Below are 21526 nucleotides of genomic sequence, written 5' to 3'. Positions count from 1 at the left end.
TCATTAATAGATTTAAAATATTTAAAAAATTAAGAATATTTTTGGCAAAAAAATGCCAACCACCTTGATTGGAAAACCAATAGGCAGGTAGAAGTTAGAAAGTTTGAGATACAAGGAAGTTAAGGGTAAAGCATTGACCAGTAGGATGACTGGCCGCATTGATATTCCTCAGCGTGAGGAAAAACACCGGTTCGACGCACAGCAAAAAGCCCGAAGCCAAAGGGCACCGGGCCGTCGAATTCTGTTTTGTAGGCAAGGGAAAGCCGTGAGAATGAATACAGGATCCATTCGTTGAGGCGCTGGTGGCCGAAATTAGGTGTTTTGGTTAAGGGCTATTGCCGGAAGTTATGCGAGTAAATCGCCAGAACAGAGTAAGCGATAGTAGCCACTGGGTCAATCAATAGGCAAAAAAAAACCCAGCATAGGCTGGGTTTCTTGGGAAGTTAAGATGATAAATGGCGAAAGGCCGCACGAAAATCAATGATAAGCAGCAGCTAACTGCATGTATCGACGATAAATGAAATCCAGAGAGGCTCGGTACGTAAAACCTTTGCAATAGCTCGTACCATCGAGGTGGACACAGACCATAAACGCGTCTTCAAGACGGTTTCGGTCTTTTTTCCTCAATCGGTTCTTATCAATGTTGCATGCAACGGAAGACAGCATTTGTTTAACTTTAGCCATCAACTTGAAGGCCTCAGCCCTGTTTTTAACACCGTATTCGCGAAGCGCAATGTCATCGTTTTGACTGATGCAAAGCGGACAATCATCAGCACCTTCATGGTTGCAGCAATGCCAACCACAATCTCTGCAATTGAGGGTATAGGTACAGCGGGAAGCATCAAAACCTTCCAACTGACAACGACTGCCGCAACGAATACAGGTTTCAAACGTAGAAGCTTTAACGATATTCATAAATCACCTTGAAATTAATAGATTTAAAAGAGTTAAAAGCCCAGAGAACTGGGCTTGTTTAGGAGAGATAAGTGAATATTAGCTAACAACTTCCATGATCCAGAGCCCACGACGCTTGTCTGTTTCAAGGTCGCGATAACCAGTCACATTACCTTTACGATCAAGAACCTGAGCTTTATTGGTACGCACTTCGGAGTCTTTCCAGAAAACAACCGTGTCACCAATTTTAGCACCAGAATTCTCAACGGCTTTTTTAAGCCCAATAGCCCAAACTTTATTTTGCCCTTCAAGTTCAACATAGAAGGACATATCGTTTGAGCGGTCATTTTTCCAATGAGCCATACCAAAAGAAACCAACTTACCCTCGTGCTCTGTGATAACAGTACGAGAAGGGCGTTTGGCGTTTGAAGCAGAGGAATCATCAGAATCGTCAGACTCATCAAGTTCGTCATCTTTAGAAGAGAAACGAGACATGATTTGAACAGCCAGAACAACAGCTGACAGAGTCAGACAGCCACAGGCAATGATTAAAGGAATAGTGGATTGCACAAATCCGGTTGTGTAAATATAAAAAGCAATACCAGCTGGCACTACGAACGATGCGTTTTTAGGACGCCAGAACAACGAGAGGAACATGCTAATATAAACAAAACCTTGCAATTCGAAAGAAGTCATAATATTCACCATAAATTTATATGCGAAGTCCGGCCACAGAGAAACACCCTGAAACGTGAAGATTCAATAGATGTAAACAAAGCGGAAGACGTCGTTAAAAACGACGTCTGAGCACAGACAAAACGCGGGATTTAAAAAAAGAGGAAGTTAACAATTTTTTTGGTTTGGATTGAGATCCAAAAATACCCTTTGGTAGGGCGGCAAGGTGACATGTTTTGTTCGAAGAACAAGAACACGTCAGAGATGCTCTGGCCTGATTGAGGCGTGCGAAACCCGTGAGGAAAGCCTTTTCGGCTACCAGGAGGTGGCGGTGTCTTCGCGCCAAAGTTACGGGTTCACGTTGGAAGTTATGCTGAGAAGGAGTTAGCCATCAGCTAGGCTGTTACAAAAGCCTACTTCAGATAATCGCCCAAATCAAGAACTGTTTTTCTTCCGCGAAACGCTGGCCTTTTCCCATGACTTGGCCGTTTTCATATGACTAAATAGCCAGGCTTAAATGCGACTAAATGTGAGGACAAATCATGGCAACGACAGAGAAGGCTAAAGTGACTGATAACGTTAAGCAGGATCAAAACAAACGTAACAACCGTGGCAACCGCCCCCGTAACACCGAGACCGGACAGAGCAAAGGGCAAGGGGCTGCGCGCGAACGCCGCGAATACTCCAACCCAGAGATCACGGTACCGTTCCAGCTGCAAACGCAAGAAGGCATTCGCATGCAGCAACGCCACTACAATCCAATGTCAAAGGCGCTGTTTAACCTGACCATCAACAGCACCAGCCTGGAGCGTCTAGGCGTAAAAGGCGCGATTGAACGCACCAAAAAGGCCGTAGGCGAAGTGTTGGCGGGACCTGAGAAAGAGATTAGCTCTGGCATTGCGGCGCTTAACAAAGTGCTAGACCAAGCCAAATCTTCAGGTAAGTCCCGTATCGAAGAAGTTTCCTATACAGCCCCGCGCGACTATAACATCCGCGTGCGCACGCCGGACGCCATGCGTGTCGTCCGAATGTTCCGTGGTTTTGACGAGCTGATCACTTTGCTCGACCGCCTGTGGCTGAACAACCTGTTCAACCAGGATGAAGTGGACGACTACAAAACCCGTCTGCGCGACAGTATTCGCGATATGGTTAACCTCCTTGACCGACACGCATCGGCCACTGTTAAAGAGCTGAACGACAACAATGGCAAAAATGCAGTAGCGGAGGACGGTGCAACTAGCGAACAAGCCGAAGTCATCGAACAAAAAGACGATAGTCCGACCCAGTAGTAACTCCCTCTCTGTTCGACCCCCTCACAAAGGCAGGCCACCCACCTGCCTTTTTCAATGGCTAATTGCAATTTGATAAAAATTTGTTAACGTTTAACCTATTCGTTGTTTGATTTTATTAAAAATAATAAATAGGTTTCTATGAAGAAGATAGCCATTGCTTATCTTACTGTCTCTCTGTGCCTTCCAGCCTTTGGGGCAAATACACAGCAAAAAAACACAAATCATCCGGCCTCTAATCAACTCATTAACGACCCGGAATATCTGTTTAAGGCAGGTTGGCGGTATTCTAATGAGGGGAAATTCGACCTTGCAGAGCAATCGTTTCTTAAAGCAGCCAAGCAAAACCATCTTAAATCCCAAGAGTCTCTAGCGTTACACTATTACTTCGGTAAAAGTGGTAAGGTCAATTACCGCTTAGCGGGGTATTGGTTTCACCAGGCTGCAAGTCAGGGATCCGCCCGCGCGGAATTCACATTAGGGGCTATGTATATAGACGGTGATGGATTTCCAAAAGATGTCGATTTCGGTATTTATCTGATTAATAAAGCTAGGATTAAAGGGTATAAACCGGCAGAAGAATACATAATAGCTTTTGAAAAACTGAAAGAATCATGCAGGCAGAGTCATTCTAAAGCATGTGAAAGGACGGAATCCCCTCTAATAACATGGTAATAAAAAACCCTTGTAGTGATACAAGGGTCTGATTCAATAAAACAATGTGTTAAATCGTCCGACAGCAATCCATCCATTGGAAGATCATGTACGTCGAATCCTGACCTTTCCCCGTTGGGTACCTGTACATGCCACCTTGCCACTGATAGGGGGATTCACCGACTTCGTGGCCTTCTTTGGTTTCCGGTGTCGGGCTGAACATATTCAGTTTGTATTGTTGCTTCGGTAGAGTTGGGTAGATCTTCGAGCGGCAAACAGTGTCATTCCCCATCGTTCGATACGCCAAACCACGACGATGCTCAACTGCAAGTTCGCGAATACCAGCCAGGCTGGTTGTCCGTGGCGTGTCCATGCTTCGTACCGATCCCGTTAATGGATATTGTCCACCCCAAGAGCCCGCACACCACCACAACGAATCCATTGGCTGCTTACCTGCAAATTGAGCCGCAGCCTCAAGGGCGCAAGCTTGCTGTGCGACAACGTTAGCCACCGCAGCCGATTCTGGATTCTGGAAGAAGGCTAAGGCTGTATTGTTCCAGGTTGGGTCTATCTCGGAGAAACTGACCACGTCAAAGTCACTGTATGGGTCGGCAGTACATTGCCCTGGCAAATACAGGTCAAGCATGCGCAGAAGTGGCAGGGCATACATGTGTGCGTTATAGAAACTGATCGAAAATTTATTACGGCGTTCTTCATCAGCGCCATCGGTTTGGATCCCGTACTGAAGGTTGTTTCCGAGGTTTAAGTTAACCCCACCCAACGATGACATGCAGCCCGGCGTGCGCGTCAGTTCGATGACTTTTCGGGGTTCCCACATTGCTGTCAGCACACCGGGGTGATATACCCCAAGCCCGTCTTGGCAGGCACAGGCCATGCCACCAGCCGCATTATCCGGCACTTTACCAGAGGGGCCCATTGTAATTCCGGCCACCTTGATTGGGAAGATACACCCCCAGCATACGTCGGTAAAAAGCTTGAAAGAAAGAAGCTGGTTATCACGACAAACTTCGTTGACCGCAGGTGCTGTCTCCGCCGTTTTGTCAGCCAGTGCATTGCCCGCAAAACATAAGGAAACTGCGGTGGCCGCCATCAGGTGCAAGCTGAATAATTTCAATTTCGTGTGTAGGGATTTCATTTTGCCACCTTTTGTGCGTAGTTGGCTTCAGGGTATTCGTTGATAATGAAGACCTTTCTGTCAGCAGTTACGACACTGGGCACCGCTTCAATCCCAAAGCGTTCAGACATACCAGGCTGGATCATGTAAAGGCGGGCTTTTTTACCATAATGTTGTGCAGCATCTTTGAAGGTATCCCAGCCATCACCGTAAACGTTGGTTGTGATCAGTATAGGGTTGATGCCCGGCTCCGTGTTTTCATATTCCTGGCGAGCAAAGTCACGTTGCCACGGCACGCTGGCATCAAACACAATCAGCTTTTGGCCGAAAGGTATCACATCCAATGGGTTGACCTTCCCTTTTTTCGCGACGACAACCCCTTCCGGCGTGACAATGTCCTGCGGAATGATCACCGTCGGGTCAATCGTGTGGGTCGCACGCCTCATAACGGTTGGGAAAGCTTCAAGCTCTTGGCGTTGGCGAGGCCAATAATTATTTAAAGCATCTTTTTTCATCTGATCAAAATCGAGGTTTTTCACGCCTTCCTCAATCATATCCAGTAGACTGCGCTCTACGACCTCTTTGGTTGGACCTGCGGTACCCAGCTTACCGGTTTTACCCTTTAGGAAGTCGATATTCGAGATACCGGAAACACTGGCAACAAATTCGCCGTCTTTCTCATGGATGATGGTCGGCACCGCCGTAACGGCATTATCTTTGAAAATGACCGGATCCAGATTAACTGTTACTTCTGCCCCTGAGTCGAGCACCAGTTGTTGCCAGCGAGTAAGCTCGTCCATTAATTTTGCTTTATCTGTAACGCCACGAATGACCAATGCAATATCTCTGCGGCCATTGTAGTCGGTCATCATGTCTTTAATTTCTTTATCAGACAGAGAGGCAGAAACCAACACATAGTAAAAATCGCCCGCCATTTTATTTTGTTTACCATCAGCGATATCCGCATCAGCAATCGCACCTGTGACAGCGTCACTTATCATTTCGTTATCTGAACGCGTTTCAGGCATTTTACGCAGCATTTCACGGTTATTTTCACGCGCCAACTTTGCATTTGCTTCTTCTTGTTTTTGTTGCTCTCTTGCCACGCGGATAAGGTTTTCAATATCGGCCTTTTCATTATTCGTAACTTCCACTGGGCGAGAGGGCAGATCTTTTCCCTGGAATCCGCTGGCTGGCCGAGAGGGCAAATCTGTCACAGACTGCGGCGCGGCATTGACAGAAAAGGCCATGCTACTAAGCACAGCCAATGAGATAAGCGTTTTGTGAAACGTCGCGATTTTTTGTTGAATTACCATATTGGGTAGGCCCTTCCTATGATTTGTGTTTCCGGCACCGTCCCCCAATAGCGAGAGTCGAAGCTGAGTTTTGTTCGGCCCATCAACCAGACCCGACCTTCTGGGATAACACCTTTACGAGTGAGTTCCTGAGGGGTGTGACCTGATTCATTGGCAAGCGCGAGGCCTTCACCGACCATTGAGCCGTTAACAGTGGTTTCCTCATCATTCACAGTGATGGCATCCCCAGCCACCCCATCCACCATTTTGATACCTTTCCCTGTCTTACCCATGTATTTCGAACTGAAAGCAAAGGTAGTGCCTTTGACGGGCTTGGTATCGCCCTTATCGACCAGATAAATTCGATAAGGTGGTAAACATTGGTTGTTCTGAGGATCAATACCAATTTCGAAGCGATGCAACACGTAATAACTGGATGGGGCGGAGACCGCCCCCACCAGCAACATCAGCAAAGCATGTTTTTTCCACGGGCGCTTCTGCTTATAAATCTTCTTCCAAAGCGAATTCACTGTGTCCTTAACCACGATACCCCCGGTTAGTTGCCTGACGAAGAAACGGTTTGCGGGATCTGCATGTAGGCAGGGTATTTGTATAACGCGGACTCATTAAGGATCATGTAACCTGCCTTCGCCATTGCTTCGGCGCGCGCATGAACCAGTTTGATTTGAGGGTCGCTGAGAACCTTTCCATTTGCCCCGGTATAACTGACAACGGCAATGTAGTCAGTCGGTGCAGCGGGAGGAACAAACCGCCCATACAGGGCGGCTCCCAGAAACCCGCAGAGTAATGAAACAACTGCGGTCTTAATCATGCGGCTTTACCTCGTTGTCGCTCTTCAAGAATGGAGTTGATGGCATCCTGAGTTGACATGCCTTGTGCTTTACGTTTTCGGATAGCGGCTACGTCGTCCGGTGCCGTCGAGTACAACAGCATGGAGAACGGATCCACTATAAGCCGACTAATTCCTTGGCCGGATTTGGAAATCACGTAAATTTCTGAGTAAACCCCTCGGCTCGAACGTACCGTCTTCAAGAAGCGATACCCCGCGTCATCCAGAGCCAGACGCTGGTGGTGTTGCGCTTCATTGACCGCAGATTCACTCTGACCCAGTAACAGCATAAACGCAGAGTTATCGGCGATAGATTTTCCGACGCTGTCTTTGTAAATATCGTTAATGGACTGAGTGATCGTAATGGCCGCGCCGTTGTATTTACGGAAGCGGCGATAACCTTTCTCAATGAACGCGCCGATGTTCCCTTTGAGCAATGCCCAAGCTTCGTCGATAACCACGATTTTCATCTGGCCGCGATCGCCCATGAACATGTCTTGCTGGATTTGGTAAATAAGTTGCAACAGTACAACCTGCTTCAGGTGCTCAGAACTTTCCAGGCGTGACAGTTCCAGAACCGTAAACGGGTTACGGAAGTCGATGTTGTTTTTGCCCACGAAGAATTTGCCGTACTGACCCCGGCTGGTGAATGGGTACAACTGGTGGCCCAAACGCTTGATATCGTTCTCTTCATCCGACAGCAGCGATTCCGCGACCATATCCACGGTAGTTTCTTTGCCATGTTTGCGGACGAGGTTGGCAACGTGCTCTTTCATACGGGCTTCTTCGAAGTCGTTCAGGCCAGCCTTAGGCGCAGCCATCACAGACAGAAGCCCGATGATCAAGTCTTCTTCACCGCCGTCTTCGTTATCGGGGTTTTCGCCGAAGTAGTCTTCAATCAGTTCAAAGAAGTTGAGGCACGGTTTCTTATCGGGATGGAAATCCAGATAGTCTCCGTTATAGGTCTCACAAATATTTTTGTAAGAATCACCGACGTCGATACACCAGACCTTCGCCCCCAAGCTGCGATAAGCGGTAATGATGTAGTTGGTTAAGAACGACTTACCAGAACCGGACTCTGCCGCAATACAGGCGTTGTAGTTGGTATCTGAGTCGAACAAGTCAAGCATCTGCACCTGGCCCGACCGGGAAGTCAGCATTAACGCCGGATTACTGGTCCCTTGCCAGTCAGCATAAAGCGGGGAAATAACCAATGCTTCACTCAGTGCCAGCGTGCGGTAACGACCCATCGACTTCTCTGCGCCAGCCTCGTTGAACATTGGCAGGGACGAAAGGAAAATCGGCGCAACAAAGTAGCTGTCCGGAATCATTTTGAACTGATAGGTGTTGAGGTAGCTGGCCGCTTCTTGGCTCGCTCGGAATACTCCGTCTTTAGAGTTGGAGAAGATAGTCACCGTGAATTTGGCTTTGCAGATCGGTTCGCCGTTGTCCAGCTTGTCGCTCAGCAGGTCGTAACCTTCACGAATGGTCTTCAAAGATGGGATCCACTTCACCATCGGCCCGTCGGTTTGCTGCACAATCCAGTTACGCTTTTGCGTGAACTTGGTCTTTGCGTTTTGCTGGTCAAAGAAGATCATGCTCATGGAGATAATGCAGGACGACTTAATGCCGGTTGCACCACTCATCATATCGCCGAGGAAGTATTGCGCCTGCCCTGGGAAGAACCGCTTAGGCAGTTTTTTGGCGCTCAGTGTGCGCACAAACGTCGTACCAGTGTGACGTTCACCACGCTGGTTTTCGTCTTCAGGACTGCCGAAAGCACAGTATTTATTGCGAATGAAAAACTCGCGATCAGGGTCAACCAGCTGTTCCGAGATCATCAAATCGTCTTGCACTTGCAGCGGATTACGGTCACGCCACGACGCCGTTTCCCCCTGATTCAAAATGGCAGACAGCACGTCGATGTAACGGTCTCGCGTCAGTGTAGCAGGGCACAACCCCATGATCCCCAACGTAGTGTCGAACGTGTTACGGAACTCAGAAATCAAGTTGAATTCTTCTTCCCGCATATCGTATTCGTTTTTCACTGGCACCTTCACCGTGATCAGCAACAAACAGTTGCGCACACGGGTACCTGTCCCCTTCATTGGATAGTCGGTGCTGTGAAGCAGGAACTTAGAACGGTTGTAAATGGCATCCCGCAATACTTCGTCATCGCAGTCCATGCGCAGAACGTCCATCTGATTAATTTTGCCAACGATGTTCGGGCTGGCAACCAGATCGAACTGCACAATGGTCTTCGCTGGGAAGTTGGACGACAGCAATGTTTGTAATTGCTGCATTTCTTTCCCACTGGTACCGGACAGCGGACGGCAAAGGAAGCCGAATCCGATATATTTATTGTCGCAGAGGAAAATATGGTTTTTCTCATCGTATGCCCGGACAGGGCACACATCCGAGAAGCGTTTGATAGACTTCAAACGCTGTATGATGATTGATTCGCTCATTCTAACCCCACAGAAAGAAGAACTTATTGACCAGCCAGGAAAGCTTTCAGACCCTGCTTAGGTGCGCCAATACTGAAGACACCGTCATCACGAATGATGAATGGCACCATACTGACACCTAATACCTGAGCTGTGATCGTGCGGCGGGCCAATGCCTGTAAGTCACAGTCTTTGACCTGGTCAAATTTGGTTTTTTCATGCGCGATGATGGCGCGGTCGGCACGATAGCGATCGGATGCACAGAACAATTCTTTATTGCGGATTTGGCTTGGTTCGCCGAGGGCTCCCAGAGACAGTACGTTAACGGTATATTCGTGCGGATCGAGATCAGCCAGCTGATTCAGGGCTGCGGCACAATACGCACAGTTCGGATCAGTGAATAAAATGGCTTTTTTCGGTCCGTCGCCCCAGACGGCAGGTTGTAAGTCAGCGATGTTCAGCTTCAACTCTTTGATCGGAATGATGCTTGCGTATTTGGTGATATCGTCAAGCGTGGTCAAGTCTTTCTTCGCCCAGGTATCGTACATCGTGCCTTTGAACAGGTACCGGCCATTTGACGACAACAGGTTGACTTTGCCGTCAACTTCCAGCGCAATTATGCCGTTGGTTGGCACAACGAAACGCTTAACGTCTTTGCTGTCCTTCGGTGCGTTCATAAAGGCTTTGTTGTTAAACACAGTATCCGCGTTCACATCTACACTGGCAAAAGCGGATGTGGCGAAGCTGGCGGAAAAAATCAGGGATAATACTTTTTTGCGTAGCGTCATTGGAGTGCTCCTGTGAATGAGGCTACATTTTCAATGGTGCAAAGACGGATTGACAGCGAAAAGGGCAGCAAAACGAGGCCGAAAACGGGTGGTTGTTTTGTTTCTTTTGGGAGGGAGTGTCAAAGAAAAGGGTAAGGCCGTTCGAGGGAGAACGGCCTTGCGCATGAATCCATTTACCAAATTGTCTGAGTGGGGTTTATCCAACGCGAGGGGTAAGTCACACATTGAATGTCAGCATTGGTAAAATTGCGGTATGGTTGCCATGCATTGATAATTTTAGTCTCATTTAATATAAATAGCAACGACACCCAGAATGAAAGAAAGCCGCGCTAGGCGGCTTTTATAATGCAACTGATTGTTTTTGAGGGGGAATGTCAAATCATTCAGTTTGCATTAATTTCAATTGAGGCATTATTTGGCCGGTGTTTGCGGGTTCGGTGCCGCCGCCACTGGAGCCGAATTCATTGGGCGAATCACGGCGCTGCGGGTCGCCGCATGTGAAGCTCCCACTTCCCAGCGACGTGGTTCAATCTCGGTGTACACATAGCCAGGAACGTTCAGGTCACCGTCTGCGGATTCGTAGGGGTCAACCAGCACTCGCATTACTTGTGCCTGAGTACGGATCGGCTGAGGGTTGGCCGTTGCGGCAGGAACAGGCACATATCGGCCACCGGTTGCGACACCACCAGCACCAGCGTTACTTGCAATATTACCGCGCTTAAGATCTACAGGCTTTCCCGATAACTGTTGCTCAGAGACAGCATCAATACGCTCTTGGTAGTCGTCCCCATCGGTCAGCTGGTGGATATCACGGATGTTCATACAGGTTACGGCATTGGGCATCCCTTTACAGCCATATTCTGAATTACCATCCACCAGCGTACAGCCGGACAATGCAGCCAGACCAGCCGCCGCGACACAGATTGTTAAAAGACGTTTTTTCCACATAATTAGTGAGTCCCGTTGGAATTAAAAGTGGTAGGCGTTGTTTTGCCATTCGGTTTAACGCGGGTAAATTTCAGCGTCACACCTTTTTGAACGATAAAATCGACACTACGACCCGGATCAATTTCGATAACAGGGAACAAGTCACCGGCCATGTTCATGTAGAAGTCAGCCAGGCGATCTAATGCCCCACCCACGCCCGCGATGGCAGCCCCTTGAAGTGCCTCACTGCTCATCACCTGCTCATAAGGTGTGTTGTTTTTCTTGCTGCCGTTGTTATCACGGGTAACGTTGATGGTCGGAATACTTTGGACACTGAACAATGATGAAGCAGCCTGTAAGAAACCTGCGGTCAGTGCCTTAGCCAGGTATTGACCTTGTTTGGTCACCAGGCGACCACGGACACCTGCTTTACCATCCTCACCTACGGCATACGCATCCAGTGGAGATTCAAATACGGCACCGTCATCACGAATACAGGTGATCACCTCAGAGCGGAAGTAGCCACGTTCAGACGATAGCTCGCCAAAACCCGCAGCCAACAGGCCACACTCACGCACGTCAGCACGGAAGCGGTTTGGCAAGATGGCATCTTTCTTGATGCGAATAAGCGCCGGGTAAGGGTCTTTGCGCGCGTTTTGTGATGTGGGTGCATCCATACCTGAAATAAAGACACCACTCAGGATTGAAGTCGCTGGGAGGTAGGTTTGGAAGGCAGGGTCATCATCCGGGTCGGCGGCAGCGATCTCTTTAACGTCCTCATGTACAGAGATGATATCTGGCGTTGAGGGAGCTACCGCCTTGCCGTCTTTGCCTTTGGCGTTTTTATCTAACGCGAAGTCCGCTGGGTTAGGCTGCTGGGTATTTTCATACACACGCTGGAGCGTATCGTCGTTATTCAGGTTTTCGTGAACACTGTCGGACGTTAACTTTTCAACGCCTTGTTTTGCTTTATTATCCCCACTGTAGACGTCTTTCGAACGCACTGATTTGGAGTAAGGCAACACGGTAGTGCCTTCAGCAACACGTTTTTTCAGCTTCTCCTGTTCAATGCGATCGGTGCGCTGCTGTTGCTCAATAGCGACCAGGCGCTTGTTGATTTCATCTACGTTCAGGGACTTTTTCAAATCCGTGATGTTGCTGTTTTGTTTTTCAATCGCTTCGCCCAAAGAGCGCAGGCGTGCGGCGATTGCGTTCTGGCTAACTCCTTGGGTGTCGGTGTCAGTTAACACGCTGGAAATGACTTGCTCGGATGGCCCGCGCAACGCAGGTTTGCGCGATTCAGGCATAAGCAAAAGGATAATCGGGATCAATACGACAAATGTCCCCCCTAAGACAAAAATACGTTTTTTCTTAGCGTCCAGGGTGTCCCAGCGTTCTTTCAATATACTCATCTTTGTATTACTCCGCTAATTTAGGACGGACAGAATCATCGACTTGCGCCTGCTGAGACTGATTGCGAATGACAAAGTAGGCTTCAGTCTTCTGGCCCGGCTGGAGGGTATTCCGGCTCCATAGGGCGCGAGCTGCGAGATTTGGGTGAGTGCAAAGCGACTCGTCTACCGTGATAGTCGAAGCGCCGGTATTTTGTGCAACCCCAACGATGACACTGAACTGACTGCCTTGAATATACTGACCGCCAGCAAAGCTGTATTTGATATTATCTTGTGCAGTGCCTGTACTGAAATTACAGTTCGGGATGCTATGACCACGGCCTAAACTGCCCATTGCATAGCCTGGTGGAATATCGCCCAGCGCAACGGCGCGTAAGATGTTACGGATCGTTTCGACGTAGCTGTCTTTCTGCTCCCATTTACGGGCTTTGGCTTCGCTACCGCCGTACATCACATTCTGCGCATAACCTGACGCAGTCGGAGCGTTACCCACCTTGCGAGAAAGCATTAACGAGGCCTGGACTGGTGCAATCTTTTGCGGAACCAGAGACAAAGACAGGGCGACACTTTCGTCGCCTTTTTCGCTGACATACAGCGCGACCGGGTTGGTGGAGCTCGTGGACACATAGATCACATTACCTTGCACGCTGACTTTGACATCAGACAGTTGCAAACGCTGAACGGTAGGGCGTTCGAACGGCGTGACGATGCGGTTAAGCTGGCCGATTGAAATCGGGATCAGGGTATTCACGCCGGGCTCAACGACCAGATCCTGACGAGAAGGGATGACATCATCGGTTAAACGCACTGGCTGAACGATGGCGTTAGGGACGGGTTGGACGTTAATACCGTCTACGGCAGGGTTATCACTGGAACTGGCGTTGACTGATGCACCTGCTGTTGCAGTGTGATTACCTTTTTTAGATGCAACGACAACAGGCTCTTCAGATGCTGAATCTCCAGAGCGTTGAAGCACAACGCCGTTATCGACCGACAGTGTATTGCTATTAACGTTAAGGCCATTCGCAATGGCTGGCCCGGCAGTGATCGACGCAATCAAAAGCGCCAATATTTTAACGTGTTTACTATTCAACATTTGTTCCCCCGAACAGTGACAGACGCAATACACAGGAAGTTACCGCGACAGTTTTGTTAATGCTGTTCACTTTGTTTACCTAGCTTTTACACCATCGTAAAAGCGCTCAATGTGTTTATAACCCGCACGAGGCGGGTGACGAAATTTACGGGATAGTGTTCCCAGGATTTATTTGTCGCCTTTTTTATCGCTCGGCAATTCAGCTTTACCTTGCTTGATGTTGATGAAGGTAAGTACCGGGCGATAACCTTTCACATCAATCGACATTTGGAACGTAACGGACTTAACGATAGGGTTACCGGCGATCCCTTCAAGGCCTTGGCTACCCTCTACAAAGTAAGTGCCTGGCGCTTTTGGGTCGTGGTATACGCGGGTCGGTGTAAAGCTCAGGCTGATACGGTCACGTTTGATCTGGTCAATCTGGTCGTCAATACGCTTCATAACCTGCGTGTAAATGCCCGCGTCCAGGAATGGCCCGATAGACTTTTTCAGCATGTCCACTGACTCAGGTGTAGCGTTACCCATAGAGTTAGCCAAATAGATGGCCCACGCCTGCATGTAAGGCTGCCCGGCCGTCTTTTCGTCTAACCAGGTGGTCTCAGTCAGGTTCGGTGGCACGATGGTGACTATTTGTGAACGGTTCATCAGCGTGGTGGACAGAATGCCGATACAGATAATCGAAACAACCAACACCAGCTTCAGGGTGGTGTTTTCGCCCTTCATGTTCAGCAAACCCTTTTTAAAGTCTTGGCTTCTCATACAATAAATTCCCGGTCAAATGCGTTAGGTACAATGGTGCTTTTCCCGAATGAAACACCGAACTTCCAGTAACATAGGTGCAGAAAATATTTTTCTGACGCCTTTTGCAGGAAGCTGCCGTAGAACCGTGTGATCACGATGCCGATAAGCGACATCGTAAAGATTCGGCCAGTGAAGACCCCGATACCCAGAAAAACAAAAAATGGCATCGCTTCATCAACGCTCCAGAAGAAAAACTTCGGCGGATCATCGACAGAATGCGAAATGTGGACTGGTTCACTCATGCTTACCCCCAATTAAGAAACTAAATACCCGAACCCCTTCGGGCGCTTTAATACAACGCGCGGACTCTTTTACTTTCCTCCCTCCTGGGCTAATTGCGCCATCATCTGCATCAGACCTGTCCCGTTGACGGAGCCCTGCACCATTGCCGATTTATCGCCGTACACCACGATGTTTGCAGGCGTTTGCTGAATATTGAGACGTGCGGCTTCTTTCACGTCTTCCGCAATTTTGGCGCTAGGGCGAGCGGCGTTGACGCACTCAATAATGCGCTGCCCATCTAGGCCGTTGTTCTCCGCCAATTTATCCAATGGAGTTGCCATACCGTGGCCGTCGGAGCGAGTATCCGCAAAAATAGCCCGTGCCATCTTATAAAACGCAGGATTACCACCTTGCTCAGCTGCACATTCAGCAGCGAGAGATTCAGTGCGCGATGCCTGTCCGTGAACAGGGACGTGCTTGAACACCATCGCAATATTGCCGGACGAAGAATCCACCAGATCCATCATTTGCGGGAAATGGGTTTTGCAATACGGGCATTCAAAATCGGAATACTCAATGACGTAAAACTGTGCGTCAGGGTTACCATAGATACGTTCACTATCCGTGGAGGGCACATAGGACTCAGAGGGTTTATCTCCGGTGCTAAAGCCGACTTTGTTTTGCGCTTTTGGCTGCGTGCTGACTTTCAGCCCTGAGGCTGCAATATAGCGATCGAACGCTATTTCCAAATCACCACGATTGCTGATGACATTGCGTTGCATGTCGGCAACCACGGCCAAGTCGTTAAGCAGGCGTGTTTGTTTATCCAGCGTGTAAGCGGCGAAACCCGATGCAGCGATCATGACAGCCAATGGAATGCCGTAAATGACCCCTTTCAAAACTGTACGCTTAGCCATTAATACCCTCGGGATTGCTGTAATTGTTCGGGGACAAAAACCATGTCAGGCTTCTTAATTGCCCCGCGTTTTTTTATTTCTTCGTGCTGAGCTTGCAGCCGTGGCAACAAGATCTCAGCCATTTCATGGTCCATATTGTCTCGGGAAGTTAAATAGTTGGACTTGCGGAGCAACGTATTTAACTCACTGATCTGCTCAGATTTGTCAGTCAGTAGGACACCTGCACCCAGACAGGCCGAAAAGGCAATGCACAAGAGCCCGGACAAATAAACGTGCTTAAGTTCATTCATAGTTCACCTCGGGGGATAATTTACCATTCCGGTTTTGGTGCGGATAATGAAAAGCACCGCAAAACGCGGCGCTTTTCGGGGGGGAGATTTAGATGCGTTTAGGCAGGTTACTGATGAGAAGCGAACTGCCTATTGGGATCATTACAATCATGATGAGAGCCCCAATCATAGGCGGTACAGGAAGAGGGACGAACAGTGACAACAAAATACTGTAAACCCCCCAACCAATCAGCACCATACTGCGGCGGTTAAGAAACGGTGATGAATAGGCAAACGTGTAACGCTTGGCGTTCCATCGCATGATCCCCGCAAAGAGGGACGGCAGCGTGACCACCAGCATGTAGGGCAGCCAATATACGTTCAGGGTCAAACGATACACGATCATATAAAACCAGTAATTCAGGTTCTCAGCCATGTTCCGGAAGATAGAGGCGAGCAGGAAAAGAGGTCCGCCCTGATTCGCCATGTCGGATGCATCAAGCTCATAGAAGTCACGTAAAAAACCATCCACTCCGGTATTGACAAATAATGAACGGTAGTTCTTGTTGACGTCCGAGATCACAGGTGTGAAATCCGCATCACCGATCAATCGCTGGCCCCAGGCGACTTCCTTCTTCACGTTCTCGTAAAAATACGAGGCTGGGAAAAACATGGAAATGACGAAAAGCACAGCGGTGCTGAAGATGATGATCATCTTTATCGTCTGGGGCCACTTCTCTTCAGTTAATTGGTCAAGCATATGAAATCCTTAATGCGAGTTTTTCCGCCACCGCATTAATGAGCTCGCTATTCAGCCTGCGGGGTAGCTGGCTGATGGTTGCCAGTTCGGTGAAATCCATTTCCCTATCAACATGTTCGCTGACGAAATTTGCCAACGTAATGAAGTAAACCGCTAAGCGCTCCCAGTCATTCAGAGAGCAATCTGCCTGCTGGTTATAGGCCATCACCGAGGATTGCACAGCATCGGCCACCAGCCCTTTTGTCAGAGTGGTCGGCAGCAATGAGATGAGTGACTGCGTGATAGGTTCAACACACGGCCACACCAGCGTTAGGCTGTCATATGCATTGCAATCTTCTTTACGTAAAAAATAGTTTTTCATTTTGATCATGATTTTTTGCCCCCAACACGAATACGCGACTTCTCACCCCGAACTTTCTTCTCGTACAGCTTGAGGAATTTCAAGGCCTTCTTGCTGGCTTGGTTGAACGCCTTATCCCCCTTCGGAGACATAATGATGGGTACCTTACCTTTGACGATTTTGTTCGCTTGGTTGATTGCCATGAACTCCAGATTCGGTAGCCAGCCCAACAACGGAGAAGGGAACAATTCGCCTTCTTCTTCCATGATGCGCTCACTGACTGAACCGGAGATCATTTCAGGGTCAGCGCCTGCACTGGAGCCATGACCACGCATCACGTATTTGAACTTTGTCATTGGCACACGTTTCATCACCGCCTCTTGCGCATCGGGATCCGGGGTGCGCAACGCAGTAAAATGGTTGGTGTTGGTGATGATTTGTTTCATCTTAGCCTCAGAGCCCAGGCGTGCTTCAAAGTCGCTGGTTGACTGTGAAGAAATGAACAGGCGGAAGCCTGCGCCACGGGTTTTGTTCAGCATCTTGATCACCTGGTCGTTAATGACCTCAGCGGCTTCGTCGATCAGAACCATGACAGGAGCCAGATCATCCCCGCGTGGCTTCATGAAGTTATACACGTCCGCCGACACGCTGGTGATGTCAGACAAGAAGATAGACCCAACAGCCGAACCAGTTTCACCGTCAGCCAATGAGTCTAGTCCCATGTACAGCATGCCACCCGTTGTGATGATATCGCGCACGTTAGAAATAGGGCGGAAGTCATTCAGCTGCGATTCATCGTCGCTGTCAGGGGATAGCAGTTCAGCCATAAAGCCTTGAGTCAGCTGGCTGAGGATTGGCATCACGTTTAAGATCATCTTCTGGAAGTGTTCACGCTGATGGCCGAGCATATCCAGACCGGCTTCAATACTTGGGAAGCTACGGTTTGCTTTGATGTCGTTGCGATAGATTTCTGCGCAGATATCTGCGATCTCTTTTGGGCCTTTAGCCTTGTTAGCGTAGCGATCCATGCGCATGGCGAAGATACGGTCAAAGTCATCCTCACCCAGCACTTGACGACCAATTTTGGTCACTGACTTGATAATGAGCTCAGCAAGAGACGTAACGTCAGAACCCAGCTGGGTTTTCACGTTTTTGAGGGTCGGCTTCAATTCGCAGACTTTCATGAGCTCAACAACCGTGGTTAAGGACATGATCCCGAACGAAACGAACGGGTCACTGGTTGCATCTGCGCGCTGAATAACAGAAGTAATTCGGTTAGCTACCTCTCCGGCCCGTGTGTAGTTGGTGATCGGTGAAATTCGAGCGGACTTCTCTGGGTGTGCCAGCGACATGTAGTTGAACTTATCTTCACGGTTCACCAGCCGCAGGCACATGTTCATCCAGTCGGCTAGCTCTTCATCATTTTTAGGGTCGATGAGGATGAGAGGCTGCTTCTTGAGTGCAGCCTGAAGGATGAGCAGTTTGTAGTAAGTCGTTTTTCCCGAACCGGTTGTCCCCGTAACCAGTGTATGTAGCGACAGCAGGTCTTCAGCAACGCGTATCCATTCTTGTTTTTCACCCAACGCATGGATCCAACCCAGACCCATGAAGTTTTCCGGCACTTTACTGATGAACTTTTTGATGTCGCGCTTGATGAGTTCAGACGCTAATTGACCTTCCGGCTGCCCCCACTCATAACCATACCCCAGCAGGTAGCTGTCGGGATATTTCATCATGATGTCGATGACGGATTCCAACTCCATTTTCAGGACGCTGGGCTTACGTTTCAACCTGCTTTTGTGCTTGTAAATGTCCCATGCAGAAGGAACAGAGCGAGCCGCATAGGCCGCCTGTACAGCAACAGCCAGGTAGCACGGCACCGCAGGCATGTTGAATGCGGCGTTGACCGCAAGTGAGGCCGCAATCCCCACACCCCAACCCGCGATTTCAAGCGCCTCAAAGTTGGGACGCCAGCGCATGTTATAACTCCATTCACTCATTATCGTTCACCATGAAGTTCTGAATATTGCTGTTAACAAGGATGTAATCGACACCGGTACGGGTTACATAGTCGAAGTTGTCAATCAGCACTTGTTGGAACTGATTGGCGTTAATATTTAGGTCCTGTGCGATACGGCGCTTTTGCAGTGAAGACAGTGCAATCACTGGGTCACCATTGAACGCGGTTTTGCTGGCCCCTTTGGTTGCAATGGCGCGATAAACTTCGGTCATATCCACACTGACGTCAGTCAGGTCAAACGGGCTCAGGCTGGCACGATAACGGTGACCGGAAAGCTGATCGATGTCATCGTTGAGCTCTTTTCGCAGGTAAAAACACATTTGCGAACGATGGGTGTAATACTCGCAAGGGGCTTCCATAAACGGATACCAAATCCAATCCGCATCCCGCATCGGTTCAAAGAGTGAATCTTCAACCCCATTTTCAAGGATGATGCAGCAGTGGCCGCTCTCGTGGAAAAGGCCAGACTGGTTTGCAGCAACGTAAGATGCTAATTTTTCTTTAGCAAGGTCTGAGGCGTTGCGAAATAGAGGGCTCTGATCTTGGTGCAACGCGGTCAGTTGTTCACCACCGAAAGCGGCCATGTTGTTTTTGTTGTAACCAAAATCGTTATCCTGTGTCACCGGTTCAAAATTACCGTTATCCACTTCATCTTGCACACGCTGGATTTGGGCTCGCGCTTCAGTCATCGGGTCGGTGACGGGCTTTGCCTCAACCAGATTGCGCTCGTCATTTTGATATTCATCAGCGACAGCGCTCTGCTTCAGCGTCTCCCAAAGTGACAGTGTTTCGCGGTCAAACTCGGGCTCCTGATAATGGTCCATCGACGTGATTGGGAGAGGCATTTCGTCATCAGAGCCTTGTTTACTCAATACGTCTTTGAGGCTCAACTGTTGCGGCGCAATGGTGGTTTTTTTCTGCTCGCGTGCAGACACTTTAACAGGATGACTCTCTTCAACCTGTGGTGGAAGCGACTGGAAGGCTTCACCAGGCTTTTGATTAGCCAACTCAGCCTGGGCTTTCGCTTTCGCTTCCTGACGGGCATTTACCTTTTCGTAGTCGGCATCAGACAGCAGATTCAGGTGATGCAGCAGTTGGTGGGCGTTATCCGGCGTTACTGGATTCGAGGCACCAAACATATTTTCCAGCGGACTGTCATTCTCATCCGGCAGCAGCGTGCCACCCTTGAGAATTTCCGGATCGACATCAGCCGGAATGCTGTTTTCACGGGGTTCTTTATTGCCTACATAAGGACGACTTTCTTTCAGCACGGGGATATTCTTCCCTTTACTGGTTTTGAATTCACGCCATTCACTCTCAATTCGGATGCGAGAGGAAATAGGTAGCGGCTCCATTGTATCTACAAACAGGACGTCCGGAGAGATAAGACGCAGGCAGCTTAGAGCCACTTTGGGCTCTTTGCTGTTGCGTGAATCCTTATCATTCATGATGTGCGGGGCTATGCGCCAATATGCGGTATCTTCGTTTTTGTTTACATTTGGAATGCACAATTTATAGCTCATCATCAGATCCGCCAGGCTGTTGGCCGATTGCGGGATCACTGCGCCCGATTTTTTCACTGTGTTGGTGATATCTTTGACTGCCGTGCCCCAAACGATAAACACGCCATAAGTAGTGACCCAAATCGGGTTGCCGGGTTTGTTGGGTTGCCATACTCCTTTCTTTAGCAGGTGGCGCATGGCATCGACAATGCGTTGAACCGCAGGCACGCCAGATTGCGTTGCACGAACAGCATCACCGCCATAGCGTTGTAGGTCATGGCGGACAGAAATGACGTCAGACTCCTTCACAATCTTCAGGATCTTGTTTTTCATTTCAGGTGCGTTTTCTTCGGTGGCATCCAGGCGAACGGTGCTTACGGCCATTGCACGAGTCAGTTCGTTATAGATGTCGTTACCTTCGCTCAGCAGGAACTCATGCAGGATTTGCGGCATGATCATCATCATCATGGCGGTAGTGCTGGAGTGGTGCTGTTGGTGGCGTGAACTCTTCCAGACCAGATAATAACGTTCAATATTATTGGCTTTTGCCCATTCATGGATAGGGGTGCGCCCCGGAGGCCAGTGATGGGTACCGGACTTGTCCCAGACTTCGTAATCGGTAAACGGCTTGCCAATGTCATGCAGAAGGCCAGCAGTCGCAATCGCAAGACGCCAGGCCAACATGCGGCTGGATTTCACCACGGGCATTTCCATCGAATCGAATTCAATGTTTTTGGCTTTACGAATGCACTGGAAACACACTTCAAGCGAATGACGCATCAGGCCACTCTGCGCTCGATGGTGGTGGTGTTCGGATGCGGGGAACAGTTGCACGAAGTTCGCAAAGCTATCAAGCATCGGCATCATCAGCTGTTCGAATTCACTATCCCGAATATTCAGTTCGCGCTTTATGGCCTGGATCATGTCGGTCTGCTTTTCACGCAATATGTAGCTCCCCGGAATCAACGCAGGGAAACCGATTTCGGCAGGCGGGTAACGCAAAATATCACCGCGCACAACCATTGAATCCACACCGTCGCGCATAGAGTCGATTTCTTCGAGGGTCTCCAGGGGAATGTTAATCTCTTCCTGTACCTCATTTTTTTTGCCAAACAGCGTTTTGATGATCTTCAGCATTTAAAACTCTCCGTTGTAGTGCAAGTACGATAACCCATGACCGGGTGCGGGCAGGAATGAAAAGGCCCTCGTTTTGTCGGCTAAAACGGTAACTGG

Annotated in this window: 22 protein-coding genes; 3 read left to right on the top strand and 19 right to left on the bottom strand. The window is 49.1% G+C overall.

Annotation, left to right across the window (positions count from 1 at the left end; genetic code table 11):
* Positions 1-133: 133 nt before the first annotated feature.
* Positions 134-295 carry a hypothetical protein gene (locus tag P3L40_RS23120; protein ID WP_165568267.1) on the top strand — a complete coding sequence of 54 codons (162 nt, stop codon included), beginning with the start codon at positions 134-136 and terminating at the stop codon, positions 293-295.
* 388 nt (positions 296-683) lie between these two features.
* On the opposite strand, the gene P3L40_RS23115 is transcribed toward P3L40_RS23120, so the two are convergent.
* Together P3L40_RS23115 and P3L40_RS23110 are read right to left on the bottom strand one after the other, a co-directional pair.
* A complete protein-coding gene (locus P3L40_RS23115; RefSeq protein ID WP_136135146.1) occupies positions 684-890 on the bottom strand; it encodes a hypothetical protein in 207 nt (68 codons plus the stop codon).
* Positions 891-993: 103 nt separating this feature from the next.
* Positions 994-1590 carry a hypothetical protein gene (locus P3L40_RS23110; RefSeq protein WP_094962200.1) on the bottom strand — a complete coding sequence of 199 codons (597 nt, stop codon included), beginning with the start codon at positions 1588-1590 and terminating at the stop codon, positions 994-996.
* 521 nt (positions 1591-2111) lie between these two features.
* Between P3L40_RS23110 and P3L40_RS23105 the strand changes: the two genes are divergently transcribed.
* Together P3L40_RS23105 and P3L40_RS23100 are read left to right on the top strand one after the other, a co-directional pair.
* A complete protein-coding gene (locus P3L40_RS23105) occupies positions 2112-2858 on the top strand; it encodes an AcaB family transcriptional regulator (RefSeq protein ID WP_131680365.1) in 747 nt (248 codons plus the stop codon).
* A 141-nt stretch (positions 2859-2999) separates the two neighbouring features.
* Positions 3000-3533: a tetratricopeptide repeat protein gene (locus tag P3L40_RS23100; protein WP_094962202.1), complete on the top strand. Its 534-nt coding sequence runs from the start codon at positions 3000-3002 to the stop codon at positions 3531-3533.
* A 49-nt stretch (positions 3534-3582) separates the two neighbouring features.
* Here P3L40_RS23100 and P3L40_RS23095 read toward each other — a convergent pair whose 3' ends face one another.
* From P3L40_RS23095 to mobH, 17 genes are all read right to left on the bottom strand, one after another.
* Entirely contained in the window at positions 3583-4623 is a 1041-nt protein-coding gene (locus tag P3L40_RS23095) for a TraU family protein (protein WP_131680436.1), read from the bottom strand.
* Positions 4624-4664: 41 nt separating this feature from the next.
* A complete protein-coding gene (locus P3L40_RS23090) occupies positions 4665-5801 on the bottom strand; it encodes a TrbC family F-type conjugative pilus assembly protein (RefSeq protein ID WP_272690825.1) in 1137 nt (378 codons plus the stop codon).
* Between the two features lie 155 nt (positions 5802-5956).
* A complete protein-coding gene (lepB, locus tag P3L40_RS23085; RefSeq protein WP_131680434.1) occupies positions 5957-6409 on the bottom strand; it encodes a signal peptidase I in 453 nt (150 codons plus the stop codon).
* Positions 6410-6498: 89 nt separating this feature from the next.
* The gene (locus P3L40_RS23080; RefSeq protein WP_094962204.1) at positions 6499-6774 is read right to left on the bottom strand and encodes a hypothetical protein; all 276 of its coding nucleotides are present in this window, start codon (positions 6772-6774) and stop codon (positions 6499-6501) included.
* Positions 6771-9260, bottom strand: a complete 2490-nt coding sequence (gene traC, locus P3L40_RS23075; RefSeq protein WP_094962205.1) for a type IV secretion system protein TraC — start codon at positions 9258-9260, stop codon at positions 6771-6773. Before traC ends, P3L40_RS23080 begins: the two co-directional genes overlap by 4 nt.
* 23 nt (positions 9261-9283) lie before the next feature.
* Positions 9284-10027 (bottom strand): DsbC family protein, encoded by a 744-nt coding sequence (locus tag P3L40_RS23070; RefSeq protein WP_094962206.1) that lies wholly within the window; start codon positions 10025-10027, stop codon positions 9284-9286.
* 411 nt (positions 10028-10438) lie between these two features.
* Positions 10439-10975 carry a type IV conjugative transfer system lipoprotein TraV gene (traV, locus tag P3L40_RS23065; RefSeq protein WP_239509712.1) on the bottom strand — a complete coding sequence of 179 codons (537 nt, stop codon included), beginning with the start codon at positions 10973-10975 and terminating at the stop codon, positions 10439-10441.
* Positions 10976-10977: 2 nt separating this feature from the next.
* Positions 10978-12357, bottom strand: a complete 1380-nt coding sequence (locus P3L40_RS23060) for a TrbI/VirB10 family protein (protein WP_316928048.1) — start codon at positions 12355-12357, stop codon at positions 10978-10980.
* Between the two features lie 16 nt (positions 12358-12373).
* Complete coding sequence (locus P3L40_RS23055; RefSeq protein WP_094962210.1) at positions 12374-13462, bottom strand: type-F conjugative transfer system secretin TraK; 1089 nt, start codon at positions 13460-13462, stop codon at positions 12374-12376.
* A gap of 168 nt (positions 13463-13630) precedes the next feature.
* Complete coding sequence (locus P3L40_RS23050; RefSeq protein WP_094962211.1) at positions 13631-14221, bottom strand: TraE/TraK family type IV conjugative transfer system protein; 591 nt, start codon at positions 14219-14221, stop codon at positions 13631-13633.
* A complete protein-coding gene (gene traL, locus P3L40_RS23045; RefSeq protein WP_042847251.1) occupies positions 14218-14505 on the bottom strand; it encodes a type IV conjugative transfer system protein TraL in 288 nt (95 codons plus the stop codon). The genes P3L40_RS23050 and traL overlap by 4 nt, the downstream gene beginning before the upstream one ends.
* A gap of 69 nt (positions 14506-14574) precedes the next feature.
* A complete protein-coding gene (locus P3L40_RS23040) occupies positions 14575-15402 on the bottom strand; it encodes a DsbA family protein (RefSeq protein ID WP_094962212.1) in 828 nt (275 codons plus the stop codon).
* Positions 15402-15692, bottom strand: coding sequence for a hypothetical protein (locus P3L40_RS23035; RefSeq protein WP_131680361.1), 291 nt, complete (start codon positions 15690-15692; stop codon positions 15402-15404). The genes P3L40_RS23040 and P3L40_RS23035 overlap by 1 nt, the downstream gene beginning before the upstream one ends.
* An 88-nt stretch (positions 15693-15780) precedes the next feature.
* Complete coding sequence (locus P3L40_RS23030; protein ID WP_094962214.1) at positions 15781-16431, bottom strand: DUF4400 domain-containing protein; 651 nt, start codon at positions 16429-16431, stop codon at positions 15781-15783.
* Positions 16424-16801 carry a hypothetical protein gene (locus P3L40_RS23025; protein ID WP_094962215.1) on the bottom strand — a complete coding sequence of 126 codons (378 nt, stop codon included), beginning with the start codon at positions 16799-16801 and terminating at the stop codon, positions 16424-16426. The genes P3L40_RS23030 and P3L40_RS23025 overlap by 8 nt, the downstream gene beginning before the upstream one ends.
* Positions 16798-18771 (bottom strand): conjugative transfer system coupling protein TraD, encoded by a 1974-nt coding sequence (gene traD, locus P3L40_RS23020; RefSeq protein WP_131680360.1) that lies wholly within the window; start codon positions 18769-18771, stop codon positions 16798-16800. The genes P3L40_RS23025 and traD overlap by 4 nt, the downstream gene beginning before the upstream one ends.
* The gene (gene mobH, locus P3L40_RS23015; RefSeq protein ID WP_131680359.1) at positions 18764-21430 is read right to left on the bottom strand and encodes a MobH family relaxase; all 2667 of its coding nucleotides are present in this window, start codon (positions 21428-21430) and stop codon (positions 18764-18766) included. The genes traD and mobH overlap by 8 nt, the downstream gene beginning before the upstream one ends.
* Positions 21431-21526: the final 96 nt, after the last annotated feature.

The sequence above is a fragment of the Providencia sp. PROV040 genome, assembly GCF_032706145.1.
In the GTDB taxonomy this organism is placed as follows: domain Bacteria; phylum Pseudomonadota; class Gammaproteobacteria; order Enterobacterales; family Enterobacteriaceae; genus Providencia; species Providencia hangzhouensis.
The sequence above is the reverse complement of the archived record's forward strand: the minus strand, read 5'-3'. Positions and strand labels throughout refer to the sequence as shown.

Coding starts and splice junctions, on each gene's coding strand:
- P3L40_RS23110 (WP_094962200.1), bottom strand. CDS start 1,590: ATGACTTCTTTCGAATTGCAAGGTTTTGTTTATATTAGCATGTTCCTC.
- P3L40_RS23105 (WP_131680365.1), top strand. CDS start 2,112: ATGGCAACGACAGAGAAGGCTAAAGTGACTGATAACGTTAAGCAGGAT.
- P3L40_RS23100 (WP_094962202.1), top strand. CDS start 3,000: ATGAAGAAGATAGCCATTGCTTATCTTACTGTCTCTCTGTGCCTTCCA.
- P3L40_RS23095 (WP_131680436.1), bottom strand. CDS start 4,623: ATGGCGGCCACCGCAGTTTCCTTATGTTTTGCGGGCAATGCACTGGCT.
- lepB (WP_131680434.1), bottom strand. CDS start 6,409: ATGTTGCTGGTGGGGGCGGTCTCCGCCCCATCCAGTTATTACGTGTTG.
- P3L40_RS23080 (WP_094962204.1), bottom strand. CDS start 6,774: ATGATTAAGACCGCAGTTGTTTCATTACTCTGCGGGTTTCTGGGAGCC.
- traC (WP_094962205.1), bottom strand. CDS start 9,260: ATGAGCGAATCAATCATCATACAGCGTTTGAAGTCTATCAAACGCTTC.
- P3L40_RS23070 (WP_094962206.1), bottom strand. CDS start 10,027: ATGACGCTACGCAAAAAAGTATTATCCCTGATTTTTTCCGCCAGCTTC.
- traV (WP_239509712.1), bottom strand. CDS start 10,975: ATGTGGAAAAAACGTCTTTTAACAATCTGTGTCGCGGCGGCTGGTCTG.
- P3L40_RS23055 (WP_094962210.1), bottom strand. CDS start 13,462: ATGTTGAATAGTAAACACGTTAAAATATTGGCGCTTTTGATTGCGTCG.
- P3L40_RS23050 (WP_094962211.1), bottom strand. CDS start 14,221: ATGAGAAGCCAAGACTTTAAAAAGGGTTTGCTGAACATGAAGGGCGAA.
- traL (WP_042847251.1), bottom strand. CDS start 14,505: ATGAGTGAACCAGTCCACATTTCGCATTCTGTCGATGATCCGCCGAAG.
- P3L40_RS23040 (WP_094962212.1), bottom strand. CDS start 15,402: ATGGCTAAGCGTACAGTTTTGAAAGGGGTCATTTACGGCATTCCATTG.
- P3L40_RS23035 (WP_131680361.1), bottom strand. CDS start 15,692: ATGAATGAACTTAAGCACGTTTATTTGTCCGGGCTCTTGTGCATTGCC.
- P3L40_RS23030 (WP_094962214.1), bottom strand. CDS start 16,431: ATGCTTGACCAATTAACTGAAGAGAAGTGGCCCCAGACGATAAAGATG.
- P3L40_RS23025 (WP_094962215.1), bottom strand. CDS start 16,801: ATGATCAAAATGAAAAACTATTTTTTACGTAAAGAAGATTGCAATGCA.
- traD (WP_131680360.1), bottom strand. CDS start 18,771: ATGAGTGAATGGAGTTATAACATGCGCTGGCGTCCCAACTTTGAGGCG.
- mobH (WP_131680359.1), bottom strand. CDS start 21,430: ATGCTGAAGATCATCAAAACGCTGTTTGGCAAAAAAAATGAGGTACAG.